Source organism: Streptomyces sp. TS71-3 (genome assembly GCF_018327685.1).
Lineage (GTDB): Bacteria > Actinomycetota > Actinomycetes > Streptomycetales > Streptomycetaceae > Streptomyces.
The window spans coordinates 5,633,815-5,651,037 of the sequence record NZ_BNEL01000001.1 but is presented as its reverse complement, the minus strand read 5'-3'; the positions used below and the strand labels follow the sequence as shown (position 1 = coordinate 5,651,037).

Below are 17,223 nucleotides of genomic sequence, written 5' to 3'. Positions count from 1 at the left end.
TGGTGTGTTCTGCTGCCGCGGTGGTGGGACGCTCGCACGCCCTGGGACGCGGTGGGGAACACCTCCATCCCAGAGAAGTGACAAGCGACTTATTGCACAGAATGCAAAAGTTTTTTACACGGCAGCTCAATTCTTTTGCATGCTCGCAATTCCCCTCCGGATTTGTCAAGGCCGTGTCAAAATTCCATGGCGCTGGGGTTTCCGGACGGGCCGTGGCCTTTCCGGATCGGCTCGCCTTTCCGCGCCCGGGCAGCATTCCGGAGCCCTGGTCTCCCGAGGCTGACGGCCCCTCAGGCCTGCCCGTCCCCGCATCGCGGGCGGGTCCCCCGCACCGGACTCAGACGAGAGCCGTGACGGTGACGGTGACGGCGGCCGCCTCGCCCGTTCCCTCCAGCACGCCCCGGGCGGCCTCGGCTGCGGCCGCCCGTACCGCGCGGGTGACGTCCAGGGCGCGGTGCCCGCTGACCGTGCTGACCCTCACCTCGATCTGCCAGGTACGCCGGCCGGCGTCGAGCCGTGCGTGCACGCCCGGTACGGGTGCCGGCCCGCCCGCCGTCCTGACGCGGTGCCGGGTGCCGCCCAGCAGCCGGGAGAGCCGCGGGGTGAGGGCGGCGACGCCCGGTACCCGCTCCGCCGCGGCGGCCACGGTCTCCTCGACGGCCCGGCGGACGTCATGCGTCGTCATCGGCCCTCCCGCCCCGGTCGTCGTTCCCCCGGCCTCCGCGGGCGCCCGTGTCCGTGCCGCCGGCTCCACCCCCGTCGCTGAAGGTGGCGCCCCGGGCGCGGCCCCCGTCGTCCAGGATGTCGGCGACGGTCACGTCGACGGCGTCCACGAGGAGGCCGACCGCCCGCCGGGCGGTGTCCAGGACGCGGTGCCGCACCGCTTCGGCGACGTCCTGGAGGTTGTGCTCCAGGGAGCTCACCACCTCGATGCGCACCAGCACCGGACCCCGCTGCCCGTCGGCGTCCGGGCTCGCGGGGCGCACCCGGCAGCTGCCCGCGCGCACCCCCGGCAGCGTGTCGACCGCCGCGCGGAATGCCTTGGCCACCGCCGCCTCCACGATCCACAGGTCCTCTCCGGGCCGCCCGAGCGGGAGCGACCGGCCGGGCCTCAGCTCCAGGCGGACCAGTTCCATCACCCGGGCCGTGAACGGGTCGTCCGCGGCCCCCGGCGTCCCCACCACGGTGGGCGCCGGCCGGTCCGCGCCGGGCGGCAGGTGGTCCGCGGTGCGGGCCTGCTCGACGAACCGGTCGAGGGCCCGCAGTTCGTGCAGGGCCGCCGTGCAGTACGGGCAGGTGCGCATATGCGGGTCCTCCGCGGCCGTCCCCGCGTGGCCGGCCTCCCAGATCACGCTGAGGAACCTTCCGCAGGGCAGCAGCTCGTCGTCCGGGACTCCGGCGGAACGCCCGTGGCTCTCGCTCACCGCCATGCCTCCATGGCCGCCGTCAGATGGCGCCGGGCCCGGAAGATCCGCCCGCGGACCGCCTGGCGCCCCACTCCGACCGCGTCGGCGATCTCGTCGTACGACATGTCGTGCAGGTCCCGCAGCACCCAGCAGGCGCGCTGCTCCGGCGACAGGTCCGCCATGGCCTCGGCGAGGTCGCGCATGGCGGCGTTCGACTCGGCAAGCCGCTCGGGCGACGCCTCGTGCTCCGGGGCGGCGGGCTCCCGCACCGCCTCCAGGCTGGTGGCGGGGTGCCGGGCGCGCAGGTGGTTGAGGCTCTGGTTGGTGACGATGCGGTACATCCACGTACGGAACGACGCCTGGCCGCGGAACTCGGGCAGCCGCCGCCACGCGCCCACGAACGCGTCCTGGACGGCGTCCTCGGCCTCCGCGCGGTCCCCCAGCATCCGGGTGGCGAGGCTCAGCAGCGCGGGACTGTGCCGGTGCACCAGTTCCTCGAAGGAGTCCTCGTCGCCGTCCCGGGCACGCGCCACCAGCAGGGCGTCGTCGGGCGCGTCCTCCCGGCGCTCCCGCTCGGCCGGCTCCGTGGCGTCCCGGTGCAATGGGCCGCTCCTTCGCCTGCGCCCTGCTGGTGTGCGGGACCCGCGCCCGCCGCGCCGTGCAGGACCACGCCTGCTGGTGCTCAGGACCACGGTGGCAGCCCGCGGCGCCGGGCACGGGCGGCGCGCCCGGTGGGGGCCGGGCGGCGTCACCCGGGTGGCGGGCGGACGGCACCCGGGTGGCGGGCGGACGGCACCCGGGTGGCGGGCGGCGGTGGAGCGGGGCGGGGATTGGCGGGAGGAGGACGTGGGCTTGGCGGAGGGAGCGGGGGATGACGGAGAGACGGGCCCGGCGGACTGGGGATACGAGCCGGCGGAACGGGGCGGACCCCGCGGTGAGGGATATGGGCTCACGGGGACGTGGGCCCGCGAAGCGGAACGGAGGCCGGCTGCCGTCAATCGGCGGGCAGCGGCTCGCCGCACCGGGCGCAGTAGCGGGCGTCGCTCTCCTGCGCGAGGCGGCCGCATTCGGGGCACACCCGGTGCAGCAGGCAGGCCGGTTCGCCGCCCTCGGTCACCACGGTGTCCCTGGGTGCCCGGGGCGTGGGTGGCGCCGTGCGGGCGGCGTCGTCCCGGGTGCCGATGGTCAGCCCCGGGCGGCGGCGGTGGACGGTGACGTAGGCCAGATCCGCGGCGCCCGCGCGGACGGCCCGGCGGGTGCCGTGCGGAAGCCAGGCCACGAATCCGGGCCGCAGCTCCTGCTCGCCGGCGTCCGTACGGAGCGCTCCGCCGCCGGCCACCACGCACACCAGCACGTCGAGGTCCGGCTCCACGTGCTCGGGCACGGACGTGCCGGCCGCGAGCCTGACGAGGTTGGCGTCCAGTTGCCTGCCCTCCGCGGCCAGCCGCCACAGCGCTCCGCCGTGCTCCGCTGCCGCCTCGTCGAGCAGATGGGCCGCCCGGGCGAGCACGCCGCCTGCCGGCTCGGACGGTGCCGGGTGGGATGGCACGGTCTTCCTCCCGTCTGCGCGAGGGCCCTGGCCGCCGGTGGGCCCTCGGTGGATGCCGGCGCCGGCGCGTCCCGGTGACCGCGGCGGCCCGGAACTCCGGGCGGCCGCAGCCGGATGCTACCCGGGCGGCCGGGACACCACCGCCGATCGCGTTCCGCCTCGGGAAGAGCCTCTGCCATCATCGCGCGCGAGGACGTACCGTGCGGATGCCCGATCTTCCATCCCAAGGCGGTTCCGCATGGCTCTGTTCGACCTGCCCCTGGACCGGCTCCGCGACTACCGCAGCGTGTCCGTGGAGCCCGAGGACTTCGACGCGTTCTGGGCGAAGACCCTCGCCGAGACGCGCGACCACGCGCTCGACGCCCGCTTCGATCCGGTGGACACGCACCTGCGCACGGTCGAGGTGTTCGACGTGACGTTCGCGGGGTACGGCGGCCACCCGGTGAGAGGCTGGCTGACGCTGCCCGCGGGGGCCGTCGAGCCGCTTCCGCTGGTGGTCACCTTCGTGGGGTACGGCGGCGGGCGCGGCCTCGCGCACACCCACCTGCTGTGGCCCTCGGCGGGCTTCGCCCACTTCGTGATGGACACCCGGGGCCAGGGCAGCAGCAACACCCCCGGCGACACCCCGGACCCGGCGGGCAGCGCGCCCGCCCACCCCGGCTACATGACGCGGGGCATCGAGGACCCCCACGAGTACTACTACCGGCGGGTGTTCACGGACGCCGTGCGCGCCGTGGAGGCCGCCCGGTCCCACCCGCTGGCCGACGCCGCACGTACCGCGGTGACCGGGATCAGCCAGGGCGGCGGCATCACGCTCGCCGTCTCTGGCCTGGTGCCCGACCTGGTGGCCGTGGCCCCCGACGTCCCCTTCCTGTGCGACTTCCCGCGGGCGATCACGCTGACCGACCGCGACCCGTACCGGGAGATCGGCAGGTACCTCAAGGCCCACCGCGGCCACACCGAGCAGGTGAAGGGGGCGCTCGCGTACTTCGACGGGGTGCACTTCGCCGCACGCGGCCGGGCCCCGGCGCTGTTCTCCACCGCCCTGGAGGACATGACCTGCCCGCCGTCGACCGTCTTCGCGGCGTTCAACGCCTACGGCAACGCCGACAAGGCCATCGAGGTGTACGACTTCAACGCCCACGAGGGCGGCGGTCCGTTCCAGGAGGCGGCACAACTGCGGTGGCTGCCGCCGCTGCTGCGGCAGGGCTGAGGGAGACCGCGGGGAGGCCGCCTGGAGGCGCCCCCCACCTGCCCTGTCTCGCCGGGCCGGGGCCCTTGCGGTCCCGCACCAGCCGGCCGGTGGCCGGGAGTCCGACGGGCCGTTCCCCACACCCCGCCCGGGGTACGGGGAACGGCCCGTCGGGGATGGTTCCACCTCCGGAATCCCACGTCCGGAACCCCACGTCCGCCGTCCGAGCACCCCCGCCGCGGGCTCAAACCCGCCGCGGGCTCAAACCCGCCGCGGGCTCAAACCCGCCGCGGGCTCAGACCCGCCGTCTGAGCGCCCGGTCGGTGACCGTGAGGGCGATCAGGAGGACGCCGAGCACACCGGAGGCCATGCCCATCAGGTGGAGGCCCGCGTCGTTCGCCCGCTGCCCGTAGGCGAGCGCGATCAGGCTGGACGCGGTGATGGCGCCGAGGTACTGGGCGGTGCGCTGGAGTCCGGCCGCCGCGCCGATGTCGCCGGCCGGGGCGTGGAACTGCACGGCCGCCTGGTTGCTGGTGCCGATCAGCCCCTGCGGAATGCCGAAGCAGGCGCCGACCAGCAGCAGGAGGGCCAGCGGGGTGGCGCCGCCCAGCAGTGTCAGGACGCCCGCGCCCACGGTGAGCAGCACGCTGCCGACGATGAGCGGGGCGCGGATGCCCTTGGTACGGGCGCCGAGCAGCGAGCAGGCGAGCGCGCACACGGACATCGGCAGCATCAGCAGCCCGGTGTGGCCGGACGTGAAGCCCCGGCCCTCCTCCAGCCACTGCGTGTAGCCGTACATCACGCAGTAGATCAGCAGATAGCTCACGCCGTGCCGCAGGTAGGTGCGCGCCAGGGCGGGGTTGCCGGCGAGCATGCGCAGGTCGATGAAGGGATGGGCGCGGCGCAGTTGCCACAGGACCAGGGCCGCGGTCAGCACGGCGAACGGCGCGAGCAGCCACCACATCGGGTGGGAGAGGTCGAGCAGGAAGAAGACCAGCACGGTCAGCACGCCGGAGAACAGCCCGATGCCGAGCGGGTCGAGCGCCGCGCGCGGCCGGTCGCCGGCCGGCGCGTCCGGGGCACCGGACCGCTCGCCGCGCCGCGGGTCGGCGGGAATCCACACCAGGGCGCTGGCGAAGGCGATCACGGCCACCGGCACGTTCACCGCGAAGATGCCGCGCCAGCCGACCGCCGTCACCAGCAGCCCGCCCAGCGTGGGGCCGACGGCGGCGCTGCCGAGCGCCGCGAAGGACAGCCGCGCCAGCACCGGACGGGGCGTGCTGCGGCCGACCCGTCGCGACTCGTCGCGCAGCACCGACATCGCCGCCGGGTACGCCGCGGAAGTGCCGATGCCGAGCAGCAGCCGGGACACCAGCAGCCAGGCGAACGTCGGCGCGAGCGTCCCGACCAGGCCCGAGGCGGCGACCACGACGAGGCCGCCGAGGAAGACCCGCCGCGGCCCGAGCACGTCGGCGAGCCTCCCGAGCACGGGCTGGGCGACGGCGCTGGCCAGGTAGAGCACGGAGATCAGCCAGGCGGTCTGGGCGGCGCCGATGCCGAAGCCATGGCCGATCGCCACCAGAGCGGTGGAGATCATGGTGGTGTTCAGGGGGTTGAGCAGGGAGCCCAGCAGCAGTGGCGCGGTGAGGCGGGCGCTGAAGCCCGGCCGCTCCCGGCCGTCCCCGCCGCTGCGGGGGTCCCACGGCGCCGCACCGCCCGGGCCCGCCGCGCGTGCGCCGGTCGTCCGGCTGCGCACCTGCGCGGCGTGCGCCTCGGGGCCCGCGAGGACGGCCGGGCGGGCTTCTGCGGGACCGGCGGCGCGGGGCCCGGGGGTGGTGGGCCGTGCGCCGGCGTCCTGGGTGCCTCGGTGTGTCACCGGCTCACCCGTGTCGGATCGGATGCGTACTGCATGCATCCAGAGTAGAAGATAGACAGGGTTAACTGCAAAGTTTGCCTGTCTATCTCCCGGCCATGCCGCCCATGCCGGTCACGCTGCCGGGAACGCGTCACGGATCGGCACGCCGGGCGAGGCGCGGAAGGAATCGGGTGGGGCACGGAAGGAATACGGCACGCCGGCGAGGGTGCGGGACGGACCGCCGTCCGGCACGGTGAGCGATGGCTCACTCCGTACGGTCCGGCTCCCGCCCGAGGCGCACCCCGCTGACGCCGTCCCACTCCGCCAGTTCCGCCACGAGCTCGTGCGCGGCACTGGAGCCCGCCAGCCGCAGGACGACGTCGACGGGACCGTCCCCGCCCTCCTGCCGCTCCTCCACCTGGACGTCCACGACCTGGAAGCCGCGCCCCGTGCACAGTTCGAGCGCCCTGCCGAGCAGCCCCCTGCGCGGCAGGTACCGCAGCCGCAGCTCCACCAGCCCGGCGGGGGCCGCCGACGGCAGCCAGGCGAACATCCGGGGGAAGCCCCGGATCACCAGGAAGTGCACCACGGTGGCCCCCGCGGCGAGCAGTACCAGTCCGCCGCCGCACGCCATGCCTATGGCGCAGGTCAGCCATACGGTCGCCGCCGTGGTGAGGCCGCGCACGGCGTCCCGCCTGACGAAGATCAGACCACCGCCGATGAAGCCGATGCCCGACACGATCTGCGCGGCCACCCGGGACGGGTCGAACGCGACGCTGTCGAGGCCGAGGACCGCGCCGAAGCCGTGCTGCGAGACCTCCATGAAGAGCGCGCTGCCGACCCCGACCAGGGTGTGGGTGCGCAGCCCCGCGCTCTTCTGCCGCGCCTCACGCTCCAGGCCGATCAGCGACGACAGCAGCAGGGCCACACCCAACTCGGCGAACTGCCGCAGACCCTGCCCCGCGGAGATGTCGAACAGCGGCGGCGGGCCGGCGAGTATGGAGTGCAGGGCAGAAGCTGGCATGACCCTGATTGTCTCTCCGTGGCGACCCGCGCTCCCCTCATCCGGCCGAGGGATATGTCACCCGGCCGCGGGGCGCATGTCCCGAGCGCCCCGCCCGGAAAGGGGGCCGGCCGGCAGGCACCGGATGCGCCTGCCGGCCGCGGGAGCCAACGGCTCTGTCAGCTCAGGACCAGTTCGGGCTGGTACATGTCCAGCCAGAGCGCGAGGTCGAGCGCCCGCTCCAGACCGCGCCGGGAGGCCTGGGTGATCTGCGGTGCCTCGCTGGACGCGGCGCTTTCGAGCCGGCCGCGGTCGACGATGTCGAACACCCGGTGCGACGGCTTGGACAGCAGGTCCCTGACGTGCTCCTGGAGCGCGACGGCGTACTTGGGGTCCTGGGTGGACGGGTAGGGGCTCTTGACCCGCTCGTACACCGAGCGCGGCAGCACGTCGGCGGTGGCCTCGCGCAGCAGGCTCTTCTCGCGCCCGTCGAAGGACTTCAGGGCCCAGGGGGTGTTGTAGACGTACTCGACGAGCCGGTGGTCGCAGAACGGCACCCGCACCTCAAGGCCGACGGCCATGCTGGCGCGGTCCTTGCGGTCCAGCAGGACCCGGACGAAACGGGTCAGGTGCTGGTGGCAGATCTTGCGCATCTGGTACTCGAAGTCGCTCTCGCCGTCGAGCCGTTGCACCGCGGCTATCGCGTCCCGGTAGCCGTCGTCCACGTAGGACCTCAGGTCGAGGGCCTCGTGCAGGTCCTGCCGGAGCACGCCCGCGTCGTCGCCGAAGTGCCTGCGGAACTGCACCATCCACGGGAACGTGCCGCCCTTGCGGGCGTCCTCGTCGAAGAACTGGAGGTAGCCGCCGAAGACCTCGTCCGCGGACTCGCCGGACAGGGCCACCGTCGAGTGCTCGCGGATGGCCTTGAAGAGCAGGTACAGCGAGGCGTCCATGTCGCCGAAGCCCGCAGGTATGTCCCGGGCGCGGATCACCTTGGCGCGCACCTCGGGGTCGGCGAGGGCGTTGGAGTCGAGCACGATGTCGCGGTGGTCGGTGCCGGACTCGCGCGCCACGTCGTGCACGAAGGGGGTGTCCGGGGTCTGGCGGAGCTCGTCGGCGACGAAGTTCTCGGTCTGCCCGACGAAGTCCACGGCGAAGCTGCGCACCCGCTCGCCCCGCTCGCCGAGCTGCCGGGCGGCGAGCGCGGTCATCGCGGACGAGTCCAGGCCGCCGGAGAGCAGGGTGCAGCGGGGCACGTCGGAGACGAGCTGGCGGCGCACGATGTCGTCGAGCAGCTCGCGCACGGTGGCGATGGAGGTGGCGCGGTCGTCGGTGTGCGGCCGGGTCTCCAGCTGCCAGTAGACGTGTCGCCGCAGCCCGGAGCGGTCCACGGTGACGACGGTGCCGGGCTCCACCTCGTGCATGCCGTCCCAGATGGCGTGGCCCGGCGTCTTGATGAAGGTGAACAGCTCCCGCAGGCTGTCCAGGGTGACGCGGCTGCGGGCCAGCGGGTTGGCCAGGATGGCCTTGGGCTCGGAGCCGAAGAGCACGCCGTCGGGCGTCTCGTAGTAGTAGAACGGCTTGATGCCCATGCGGTCCCGGATCATCACCAGCTTGTCGCGGCGACCGTCCCAGATGGCGAAGGCGTACATGCCGTTGAGCCGCTCGGCGACCGCCTCGCCCCACTCCACGTAGCCGCGCAGCACCACCTCGGTGTCCGAGTCGGTGCGGAACGCGTGGCCGCGGCCGGCGAGCTCCCGGCGCAGCTCGGTGAAGTTGTAGGCCTCTCCCGAATAGACCATGGCGACGGGGCCCTCGGGCGTGTCGACGCTCATGGGCTGACGGCCGCCCGGCAGGTCGATGATCGCAAGCCTGCGGTGCCCGAGCGCGGCGGGCCCGCTGATCCACGTGCCCCGGTCGTCCGGACCCCGGCAGGCCATCGTCTCCGTCATTGCATCCAATGTCTCGGCGGATGCCCCCAGGTCACGGTCGAAGGACACCCAGCCGGTGATGCCACACATCCCGATTCCTCCCGGTTTCGAATTCCGCAACGGCCGTAAGACAGGGCAGTGGTCAAGGGTTTTGCACCAGAACGCACCGGTTGCGGAATCAGTTGTAACCAGCACCTATGTTACGAGCGTGGGTCACGTGGGCTACGAAGGTCAACGCGGTCTTGACGACCCCGGCGCGCGGAACGGTGCATTCCAGCCGCCCGCGGGCCGACACCCCGGAGGGCCCTCCTCCGGATTGCCTCTTCCGCCGGGGGCCGGGGCACGGCACGGCCGGCCCGGAGCGCAATGATCAAGCCATCGGCAAAGCTTTCCTCAATCCCTGAGGGGTATTGCCGGCAGGCGGTGGGGGACCGCTCCCATCCGTCCACCGCACGGTGCCGGCCGCCGTGGGCCGCCTACCGCCCCGGGGCCGGCGCGCGCCCGGCGGGCTGGGCGCCGCGGGCCCCGTGGGTGCACGATGGCTGCATGCTGCTTGCCCGGCTGGCCCAGGTCTCCCGGGACGTCGCCGCCACCTCGGCACGGTCCCGCAAGACGGCGCTGCTGGCGGAGCTGTTCCGGGACGCGGAGCCCGCGGACGTACCGGTGGTCATCCCCTATCTCGCCGGCCGGCTGCCCCAGGGGCGGCTGGGCATCGGCTGGAGCGTGCTACGCCACCCCGTGCCGCCCGCCGCGGAGCCGGCCCTGACGGTGCGCGAGGTGGACACCGCCCTCACCGAGCTCGGCGCGGTCTCGGGCCCGGGGTCGGGAGCCGAACGCCGGGGGCTGGTCGGAGCGTTGCTGGGGGCCGCCACCGCCGACGAGCAGCGGTTCCTCATCGGGCTGCTCACCGGTGAGGTGCGGCAGGGCGCCCTGGACGCCCTCGCCGTCGAGGGGCTGGCCCAGGCCACCGGCGCTCCCCCGGCCGAGGTGCGGCGGGCCGTGATGCTGGCGGGCTCGCTCCCGGCGGTCGCCGAGGCGCTCCTGGCGCGCGGGCCCGAGGCGCTGGAGGAGTTCACGCTGACGGTGGGCCGCCCGGTGCAGCCGATGCTGGCCCAGAGCGCGGCGTCGGTGGGCGACGCGCTCGACCGGCTCGGAGCCTGCGCGGTCGAGGAGAAGCTGGACGGCATCCGCGTCCAGGTCCACCGGCAGGGCCCGGACGTGCACGTCTACACCCGCACCCTGGACGACATCACCGAGCGGCTGCCCGAGGTGGCCGCCGTCGCCCTGGAGTCTGCGGCGGAGAGCTTCATCCTGGACGGCGAGGTGCTCGCACTGGACGAGGACGGCAGGCCGAGGGCGTTCCAGGACATCGCGGGCCGGGTCGGTTCCCGGCTGGACGTCGCGACGGCCGCGGCTCAGCTCCCGGTGGCGCCGGTCTTCTTCGACGTGCTCTCCGTGGACGGCCGCGACCTGCTCGCGCTGCCGTTCGGCCGGCGCCACGACGAGCTGGCGCGGCTGGTCCCCGAGCCGATGCGGGTACGGCGGGCGCTCGTGACCGACCCGGCGGACGAGCAGGCGCGCAGCGCCGCGGACGCCTTCCTCGCCGAGACCCTGGCGCGCGGCCACGAGGGCGTGGTCGTCAAGGCCCTGGACGCCGCCTACAGCGCGGGGCGGCGCGGCGCGTCCTGGCTGAAGGTCAAGCCCGTGCACACCCTGGACCTGGTGGTCCTGGCCGTCGAGTGGGGCCACGGCCGGCGCACCGGCAAGCTCTCCAACCTGCACCTGGGCGCACGCAGGCCGGACGGCTCGTTCGCCATGCTCGGCAAGACCTTCAAGGGGCTGACGGACCGGATGCTGGCCTGGCAGACCGAGCGGCTCGGCGAGCTCGCGGTGCACGACGACGGCCACGTGGTCACGGTCCGTCCCGAGCTGGTCGTGGAGATCGCCTACGACGGGCTGCAGCGCTCCACGCGGTACCCGGCGGGGGTCACGCTGCGCTTCGCGCGGGTGGTGCGCTACCGGGAGGACAAGCTGCCCGAGGAGGCCGACACGGTGGAGACGGTCCTCGCGGCCCACGCCTGAACGGGTACGGGCCCGCGTGTGAACGGGCACGGCCCACGCGTGACGGCGGCCCGCGGCCCGACCACACTGGGGGCATGACGGACAGGCGCAGCGCGGGACTCCTGCTCTTCCGGCCGCCGGCCGGGGGCGCCGGGCGGGCGGCGGCGGACACCGTGGAGGTACTGCTCGGCCATATGGGCGGCCCGTTCTGGGCGCGCCGCGACGCCGGGGCCTGGACCCTGCCCAAGGGCGAGTACGGGCCGCCCGAGGAGCCCTGGGACGCCGCCCGGCGCGAGTTCACCGAGGAGCTGGGGCTGCCGGCGCCGGACGGTGAGCCGCTGCCGCTCGGCGAGGTGCGCCAGTCGGGCGGCAAGGTCGTCACCGCGTGGGCCGTGCCCGGGGACCTCGACCCGGATTCGGTGACTCCGGGGACGTTCACGATGGAGTGGCCGCGGGGCTCCGGTCGCACCGCCGAGTTCCCCGAGCTCGACCGGGTGGCGTGGTTCCCCCTCGCCGAGGCGCGGGAGCGGATCGTGAAGGCCCAGGCGGCGTTCCTGGAGCGGCTCGCGGAGCGCCTGACGGCAAGCGGGGACCGCTGAAAGGTGCCGCTGGGCCCCGCCCCGACAGGGGCGCGGGGAACTGCGTGAGCAACCACCAACCAGCCACTGATCCGGACACGACAGAAAACCACCCCACCCGGCCGGTGACACCACGGCGGAGCCACCTGACAGCGGACGCCACCCCCACAGGGGGGGAACTGCGTGAACAACCACTCGCCAGCCGGTGGCCCGGATGCGACAGAACCACCCGTCCCGACCGGTGGCGACCCGCAGGGTGGCGCGGGCAGCCGCCGGCCCCCGCCGCACCGCCCGCGTGCTCCGCTCGCCCCCGCGCATGACCCGTGCGCGAGCGGGTACGCGCCCCACCCCGGGCGCGGTGCGTTTGCGGCTCCCGTGTGCCGGGGCCAAGGTCGAGGAACCGGCTCCAGGAGGTCGTACCCATGCCCATCGCGACGGTGAACCCGGCCAGCGGCGAGACGCTGAAGACGTACGACGCCCTGGGCGCCGAGGAGATCGGCCGGCGCATCGCGACCGCCGCCGAGGCCTTCGCCACCTACCGCAACACCACCTTCGGCGACCGGGCGGTGCTGCTCGGCCGCGCCGCCGAGCTGCTGGAGGAGGACGAGAAGGACATCGCGCGCGTCATGACCACCGAGATGGGCAAGCCGCTCGCCCAGGCGCGGGCCGAGGCCGCGAAGTGCGTCAAGGCGATGCGCTGGTACGCGGCGCGCGCCGAGTCCCTGCTGGCCGACGAGCATCCCTCGGCCGTGGACGTCGAGGACTCCGGCGCCGACCGGGCCCGGGTGGTGTACCGGCCCCTGGGCGTCGTGCTGGCCGTGATGCCGTGGAACTTCCCGCTCTGGCAGGTGATCAGGTTCGCCGCGCCGGCGCTGATGGCCGGAAACGTGGGCCTGCTCAAGCACGCGTCGAACGTGCCGCAGACCGCGCTCTACCTGGAGGACCTGTTCCGCAGGGCGAGCTTCCCCGAGGGCTGCTTCCAGACCCTGCTGATCGGGTCCGGTGCCGTGGAGGGCGTCCTGCGCGATCCGCGGGTGGCGGCGGCGACGCTCACCGGCAGCGAGCCGGCCGGCCGCTCGGTGGCGTCGATCGCCGGGGACGAGATCAAGAAGACGGTGCTGGAACTGGGCGGCAGCGACCCCTTCGTGGTGATGCCCTCGGCCGACCTCGACGAGGCCGCGCGGACGGCGGTGACGGCCCGCGTGCAGAACAACGGGCAGTCGTGCATCGCCGCGAAGCGGTTCATCGTGCACGAGAGCGTCTACGACGACTTCGCGCAGCGCTTCGCCGAGGGCATGCGGGCCCTGCGGGTGGGCGACCCCATGGACGAGGAGACCCAGGTAGGGCCGCTCTCCAGCGAGCAGGGCCGCACGGACCTGGAAGCGCTCGTCGAGGACGCGGTACAGAAGGGCGCCACGGTGCTGTGCGGCGGGCTGCGGCCCGAGGAGCTGGGCGAGCGCGGCTGGTACTACGCACCGACGGTCCTGGCGGACGTCACCGACGCCATGCGGATCCACCACGAGGAGGCGTTCGGCCCCGTGGCGACGCTCTACCGGGTGCCGGACCTGGACGCCGCCGTGCGGCTCGCCAACGACACCCCCTTCGGGCTGAGCTCCAACGTCTGGACGCGGGACGAGGCCGAGGTGGCGCGTTTCGCCCGCGACCTGGAGGCCGGCGGTGTGTACGTGAACGGCATGACGGCCTCCCACCCGGCGTTCCCGTTCGGCGGCGTGAAGCGCTCGGGCTACGGGCGGGAGCTGTCGGGGCACGGCATCCACGAGTTCTGCAACGCCACCACCGTCTGGCAGCGGGACTGAACCGCCGGCGCGGCCCGGGGGGCGGGGCGCGCCGCGGGGCCGGACGGCGCACCCACTTTTCGGCGCGCCGTCCGGCGCGCGCGCTGCTCCGCGGCGCACGCGCCCGGAGCGGCTACGATCCACAGGGTCGTCGTCCCCCGGGAGGCTGCAGTGGGTCGCGAGGTGACACCACCCCTGATCATCGACCACCACGGCCAGCTGCATGTGGCGGCCGCCGACGTCAGCAAGCTGCTCCGCGCCGTGGGAGGGCACTGGCTGCACCTGGTGCACTCCGGCCGGGACGACCTCGACGAGGACACGGTCGCCACGCTCACCATCGAGCTGGCCAAGCTGGCCGACCGCATCGACGTGGCGTGCATCGCGCACAGCAGCGGCAGCCGCGACTGAGGCGAGGCGACGCATCCGGCGAGACGTACCGAACGACCGGAAACATCCGATATTGACCATTTACGGACAAGCTTGCCTTCATCCTGACCGAAGAGGCCAGTTGTCCTAGATGACTGTCTTGTGAATGACTACACCAAACCGGCGGTTTGACCGCTAGCTTGTGAAGTAGGGGTATCCGCGGCCTTCGCTCCTTGCCACAGTGGGCGCATCCAGCCGACGAGCAGTGAGGATCCCCGCCCATGTGGTTCCGTCACACACGTACGCGTCTGGTCACCGCGGGTGCGGCGTTCGCCGCGCTGACCGCCGCGGTGTCCCTCGCCTGCGAGGCTCTCGACCATCCGCCGTCCGCCCCTGCGCACCGCTCCCCCGCCAGGGCCACGGCACTCTTCGGCTCGGGCCGCGCGTGCGCGCAGACCCGGCTGGTCCTCGGCACCATCCGGCCGGACGGCGCTCCACACGCCAGGGAGGGGAGGTTCAGGGCCTTCACCGGTCAACCGCCCCTGGGCCGCCCGGACATGCGGGCGGTGCCGGACCGGCGGGCGGCGCCGTACATGTTCATCGCGCCGGACGGCCGGAGGTGGTGGCGGGGCGCTCACGGCGCCGTGCCACACCGGCGCCCCCACATGCCGGTGCTGGTCCTGCCCGGCCCCGGGGCGCGCTCCCGGGGCGCCCCCGGCGCGGGCGCCCGCCGCTTCCACGAGCGGTGGCACGGGTACGGGCCCGTGCCCCGTACGGACGAGCCGGCGCCGCCCGGACTCCGCTGAGGTCCTCCGTTCGGACACGGCAGGCGCCGTCCGAACGGGAGCCCAGTCGCCCGGGCCGACCCGGCGGCCCGCGGCATCCGATGTCTCCCCCTCTCTGGAGTAGTCCGGCGCGATATCCCCGCCCGGTCAGGAGATCGTGGGGACATCCACCTTCACTCGGGGGGCGAGAAAAGGTCAGGTCCATGGCCACTCTGTGCAAGCCGACGGTCTCCGTTCCGGAACACGTCATCACCATGGAGGAGACGCTCGACCTCGCGCGCACCCTCCACGCCGACAACCCCCAACTACCGCTCGCGCTACGGCTGATCGGGAACACCGGGGTCCTCACCCGGCACATCGTGCAGCCCATCTCGGAGACCCTGAAGCACCCGGGGTTCGAGCAGCGCAACAAGCTCTACGAGGCCGAGGCCAAGGCGCGCGTGCCCGGCGTCGTGCTGAGCGCCCTCGGCGACGCCGACCTCACCCCCGAAGACATCGACGTGATCATCTACGTGTCCTGCACGGGATTCATGATGCCGTCGCTCACCGCCTGGCTCATCAACGCGCTGGACTTCCCCAGCAACACCCGCCAGATACCGATCGCCCAGCTCGGCTGCGCCGCGGGCGGTGCCGCGATCAACCGCGCCCACGACTTCTGCACCGCCTATCCCGAGAAGAACGCGCTGATCGTCGCCTGCGAGTTCTGCTCGCTGTGCTACCAGCCGACGGACCTCGGGGTCGGCTCGCTGCTCTCCAACGGGCTGTTCGGCGACGGGATCGCGGCCGCGGTGGTGCGCGGCTCCGGCGGCACCGGCGTCCAACTCGTGCGCAACGGCTCGTACCTGATCCCGAAGACCGAGGACTGGATCGCCTACGACGTCCGCGAGACCGGCTTCCACTTCCTCCTCGACAAGCGGGTGCCCGGCACCATGGAGCCGCTCGCTCCGGCGCTCAAGGAGCTCGCGGGGCTCCACGGCTGGGACGCCTCCGACCTGGACTTCTACATCATCCACGCCGGCGGCCCCAGAATCCTGGACGACCTCACCAAGTACCTGGAGGTCCCTCCCAAAGCGTTCCGCTTCAGCAGGGAGACGCTCACGGAGTACGGGAACATCGCCAGCGCCGTGGTCCTGGACGCGCTGCGCAGGCTGTTCGACGAAGGGGGCGCCAAGGACGGTGCCCGTGGTCTGCTCGCCGGATTCGGACCGGGCATCACGGCCGAGATGGCGCTCGGCCGCTGGACGTCCCACGACCGGGTCCCCGCCACGGTGGAGGTCACCGTATGACCGACGACACGACAACCAGCCCCACGGCCCTGGAGGAGCCGGCCGACCGGCCTCCGAAGGGCGGGGAGGGCACCGGCGGCCCCGGCGGCTCGGCCGGTACCGACACCTCGGTGGGTGCGCAGGCGCAGGCGCCGGCCGGCGGGGGCTGCCCGGTCGGTGCGGGCGCCGACACCCGCACCCTGCCGCCCGTGCGGTTCTGGCCGGCGCTCGACCTGACCGCCGTGGAGTTCGACCCGGTGCTCGCCGAGCTGATGCGCGAGGGCCCGGTGACCCGGATCCGGCTGCCGAACGGCGAGGGCTGGGCCTGGCTCGTCACCCGCCACGACGATGTGCGGATGGTGACGAACGACGCCCGGTTCAGCAGGGCGGCCGTGATGGACTACCAGGTCACCCGGTTGGCCCCGCACTTCATTCCGGTGCCGGGCGCGGTCGGCTTCGCGGATCCGCCGGAGCACACCCGGCTGCGGCGGGCGGTGGCGCCGGCCTTCACGGCGCGGGGTGTGGAGTCGGTGCGGGAGCGGTCGGCGGCAGCGCTGCACGAGATGGTGGACCGGCTGCTGGCCGAGGGCCCGCCCGCCGACCTCACGGAGCGGGTGCTCAGCCCCTTCCCCATCGCCGTCATCTGCGAGCTGATGGGGGTGCCGGAGGAGGGCCACGAGAGGATGCACACCTGGACCCAGCTCATCCTGTCGTCGTCGCACGGCGCGAAGGTCAGCGAACAGGCGAAGGACGAGATGGCGGCCTGCTTCACCGAGCTGATCCGGTCCCGGCGCGGCAGCACCGCGGAGGACGTCACGTCGCTGCTCGGCGCCGCGGTCGGCCGTCAGGAGATGAGCCTGGACGAGGCGGTGGGCCTCGCGGTGCTGATCCAGATCGGCGGCGAGGCGGTCACCAACAACAGCGGCCAGATGTTCTACCTGCTGCTGACCCGGCCCGAGCTGGCCGAGCGGCTGCGCGCGGAGCCCGAGATGCGCGCCCAGGCCATCGACGAGCTGCTGCGGTACATCCCGCACCGCTCCGCGGTGGGCCTGTCCCGGATCGCCATGGAGGACGTGGTCATCAGGGGGGCCGAGATCCGCAAGGGCGAGCCGGTCTACGTGTCGTACCTGGCGGCCAACCGCGATCCGGAGGTCTTCCCCGACCCGGACCGGATCGACTTCGAGCGGATGCCGAACCCGCACGTCTCCTTCGGGCACGGCCCGCACTACTGCCCCGGCGGCATCCTCGCCCGGATGGAGACCGAGCTGATGGTGAACACCCTGCTCGACCGGATGCCCGGTCTGCGGCTCGCGGTGCCCCCCGAGGACGTCCCGTGGCGCCTCGGCGCGCTGATCCGGGGCCCGGAGGCCCTTCCGGTCACCTGGTGACCGGCCCCGGCACGCTCCCGTGACATCGCCTCCCGGGTCCCGCGGGGC

The 17,223-nt window shown here is 73.6% G+C and carries 15 protein-coding genes; 8 read left to right on the top strand and 7 right to left on the bottom strand.

Going from position 1 to position 17,223, the window contains the following annotated elements; translation table 11 throughout:
• Positions 1-337 precede the first annotated feature (337 nt).
• The 4 genes from Sm713_RS23130 to Sm713_RS23115 form a co-directional block, all read right to left on the bottom strand.
• Positions 338-685 carry an Asp23/Gls24 family envelope stress response protein gene (locus tag Sm713_RS23130; protein WP_212911461.1) on the bottom strand — a complete coding sequence of 116 codons (348 nt, stop codon included), beginning with the start codon at positions 683-685 and terminating at the stop codon, positions 338-340.
• Positions 672-1,430: a hypothetical protein gene (locus Sm713_RS23125; RefSeq protein ID WP_374196019.1), complete on the bottom strand. Its 759-nt coding sequence runs from the start codon at positions 1,428-1,430 to the stop codon at positions 672-674. The genes Sm713_RS23130 and Sm713_RS23125 overlap by 14 nt, the downstream gene beginning before the upstream one ends.
• The gene (locus tag Sm713_RS40595; RefSeq protein WP_249416451.1) at positions 1,421-2,008 is read right to left on the bottom strand and encodes an RNA polymerase sigma factor; all 588 of its coding nucleotides are present in this window, start codon (positions 2,006-2,008) and stop codon (positions 1,421-1,423) included. The genes Sm713_RS23125 and Sm713_RS40595 overlap by 10 nt, the downstream gene beginning before the upstream one ends.
• Positions 2,009-2,400: 392 nt before the next feature.
• Positions 2,401-2,955 (bottom strand): hypothetical protein, encoded by a 555-nt coding sequence (locus Sm713_RS23115; RefSeq protein WP_212911458.1) that lies wholly within the window; start codon positions 2,953-2,955, stop codon positions 2,401-2,403.
• A gap of 238 nt (positions 2,956-3,193) precedes the next feature.
• On the opposite strand from Sm713_RS23115, the gene Sm713_RS23110 reads away from it, so the two are divergent.
• Complete coding sequence (locus Sm713_RS23110; protein WP_212911457.1) at positions 3,194-4,168, top strand: acetylxylan esterase; 975 nt, start codon at positions 3,194-3,196, stop codon at positions 4,166-4,168.
• Positions 4,169-4,442: 274 nt separating this feature from the next.
• On the opposite strand, the gene Sm713_RS23105 is transcribed toward Sm713_RS23110, so the two are convergent.
• From Sm713_RS23105 to asnB, 3 genes are all read right to left on the bottom strand, one after another.
• Positions 4,443-5,744, bottom strand: a complete 1,302-nt coding sequence (locus Sm713_RS23105; RefSeq protein WP_249416660.1) for an MFS transporter — start codon at positions 5,742-5,744, stop codon at positions 4,443-4,445.
• A 523-nt stretch (positions 5,745-6,267) separates the two neighbouring features.
• The gene (locus Sm713_RS23100; RefSeq protein ID WP_212911456.1) at positions 6,268-7,026 is read right to left on the bottom strand and encodes an MgtC/SapB family protein; all 759 of its coding nucleotides are present in this window, start codon (positions 7,024-7,026) and stop codon (positions 6,268-6,270) included.
• A gap of 158 nt (positions 7,027-7,184) precedes the next feature.
• Complete coding sequence (gene asnB, locus Sm713_RS23095) at positions 7,185-9,026, bottom strand: asparagine synthase (glutamine-hydrolyzing) (RefSeq protein ID WP_212911455.1); 1,842 nt, start codon at positions 9,024-9,026, stop codon at positions 7,185-7,187.
• 456 nt (positions 9,027-9,482) lie between these two features.
• Here asnB and Sm713_RS23090 point away from each other — a divergent pair, with 456 nt between their 5' ends.
• From Sm713_RS23090 to Sm713_RS23060, 7 genes are all read left to right on the top strand, one after another.
• Positions 9,483-11,018, top strand: a complete 1,536-nt coding sequence (locus Sm713_RS23090; protein WP_212911454.1) for an ATP-dependent DNA ligase — start codon at positions 9,483-9,485, stop codon at positions 11,016-11,018.
• A gap of 74 nt (positions 11,019-11,092) precedes the next feature.
• Positions 11,093-11,596 carry an NUDIX domain-containing protein gene (locus Sm713_RS23085; protein ID WP_212911453.1) on the top strand — a complete coding sequence of 168 codons (504 nt, stop codon included), beginning with the start codon at positions 11,093-11,095 and terminating at the stop codon, positions 11,594-11,596.
• A gap of 401 nt (positions 11,597-11,997) precedes the next feature.
• Positions 11,998-13,392 carry an NADP-dependent succinic semialdehyde dehydrogenase gene (locus Sm713_RS23080; protein WP_212911452.1) on the top strand — a complete coding sequence of 465 codons (1,395 nt, stop codon included), beginning with the start codon at positions 11,998-12,000 and terminating at the stop codon, positions 13,390-13,392.
• A gap of 150 nt (positions 13,393-13,542) precedes the next feature.
• Positions 13,543-13,779 carry a DUF6213 family protein gene (locus tag Sm713_RS23075; RefSeq protein WP_212911451.1) on the top strand — a complete coding sequence of 79 codons (237 nt, stop codon included), beginning with the start codon at positions 13,543-13,545 and terminating at the stop codon, positions 13,777-13,779.
• 239 nt (positions 13,780-14,018) lie between these two features.
• Complete coding sequence (locus Sm713_RS23070; RefSeq protein ID WP_212911450.1) at positions 14,019-14,543, top strand: hypothetical protein; 525 nt, start codon at positions 14,019-14,021, stop codon at positions 14,541-14,543.
• A 182-nt stretch (positions 14,544-14,725) separates the two neighbouring features.
• Entirely contained in the window at positions 14,726-15,808 is a 1,083-nt protein-coding gene (locus tag Sm713_RS23065; RefSeq protein WP_212911449.1) for a type III polyketide synthase, read from the top strand.
• Positions 15,805-17,175, top strand: coding sequence for a cytochrome P450 (locus Sm713_RS23060; RefSeq protein ID WP_212911448.1), 1,371 nt, complete (start codon positions 15,805-15,807; stop codon positions 17,173-17,175). Before Sm713_RS23065 ends, Sm713_RS23060 begins: the two co-directional genes overlap by 4 nt.
• Positions 17,176-17,223 lie beyond the last annotated feature (48 nt).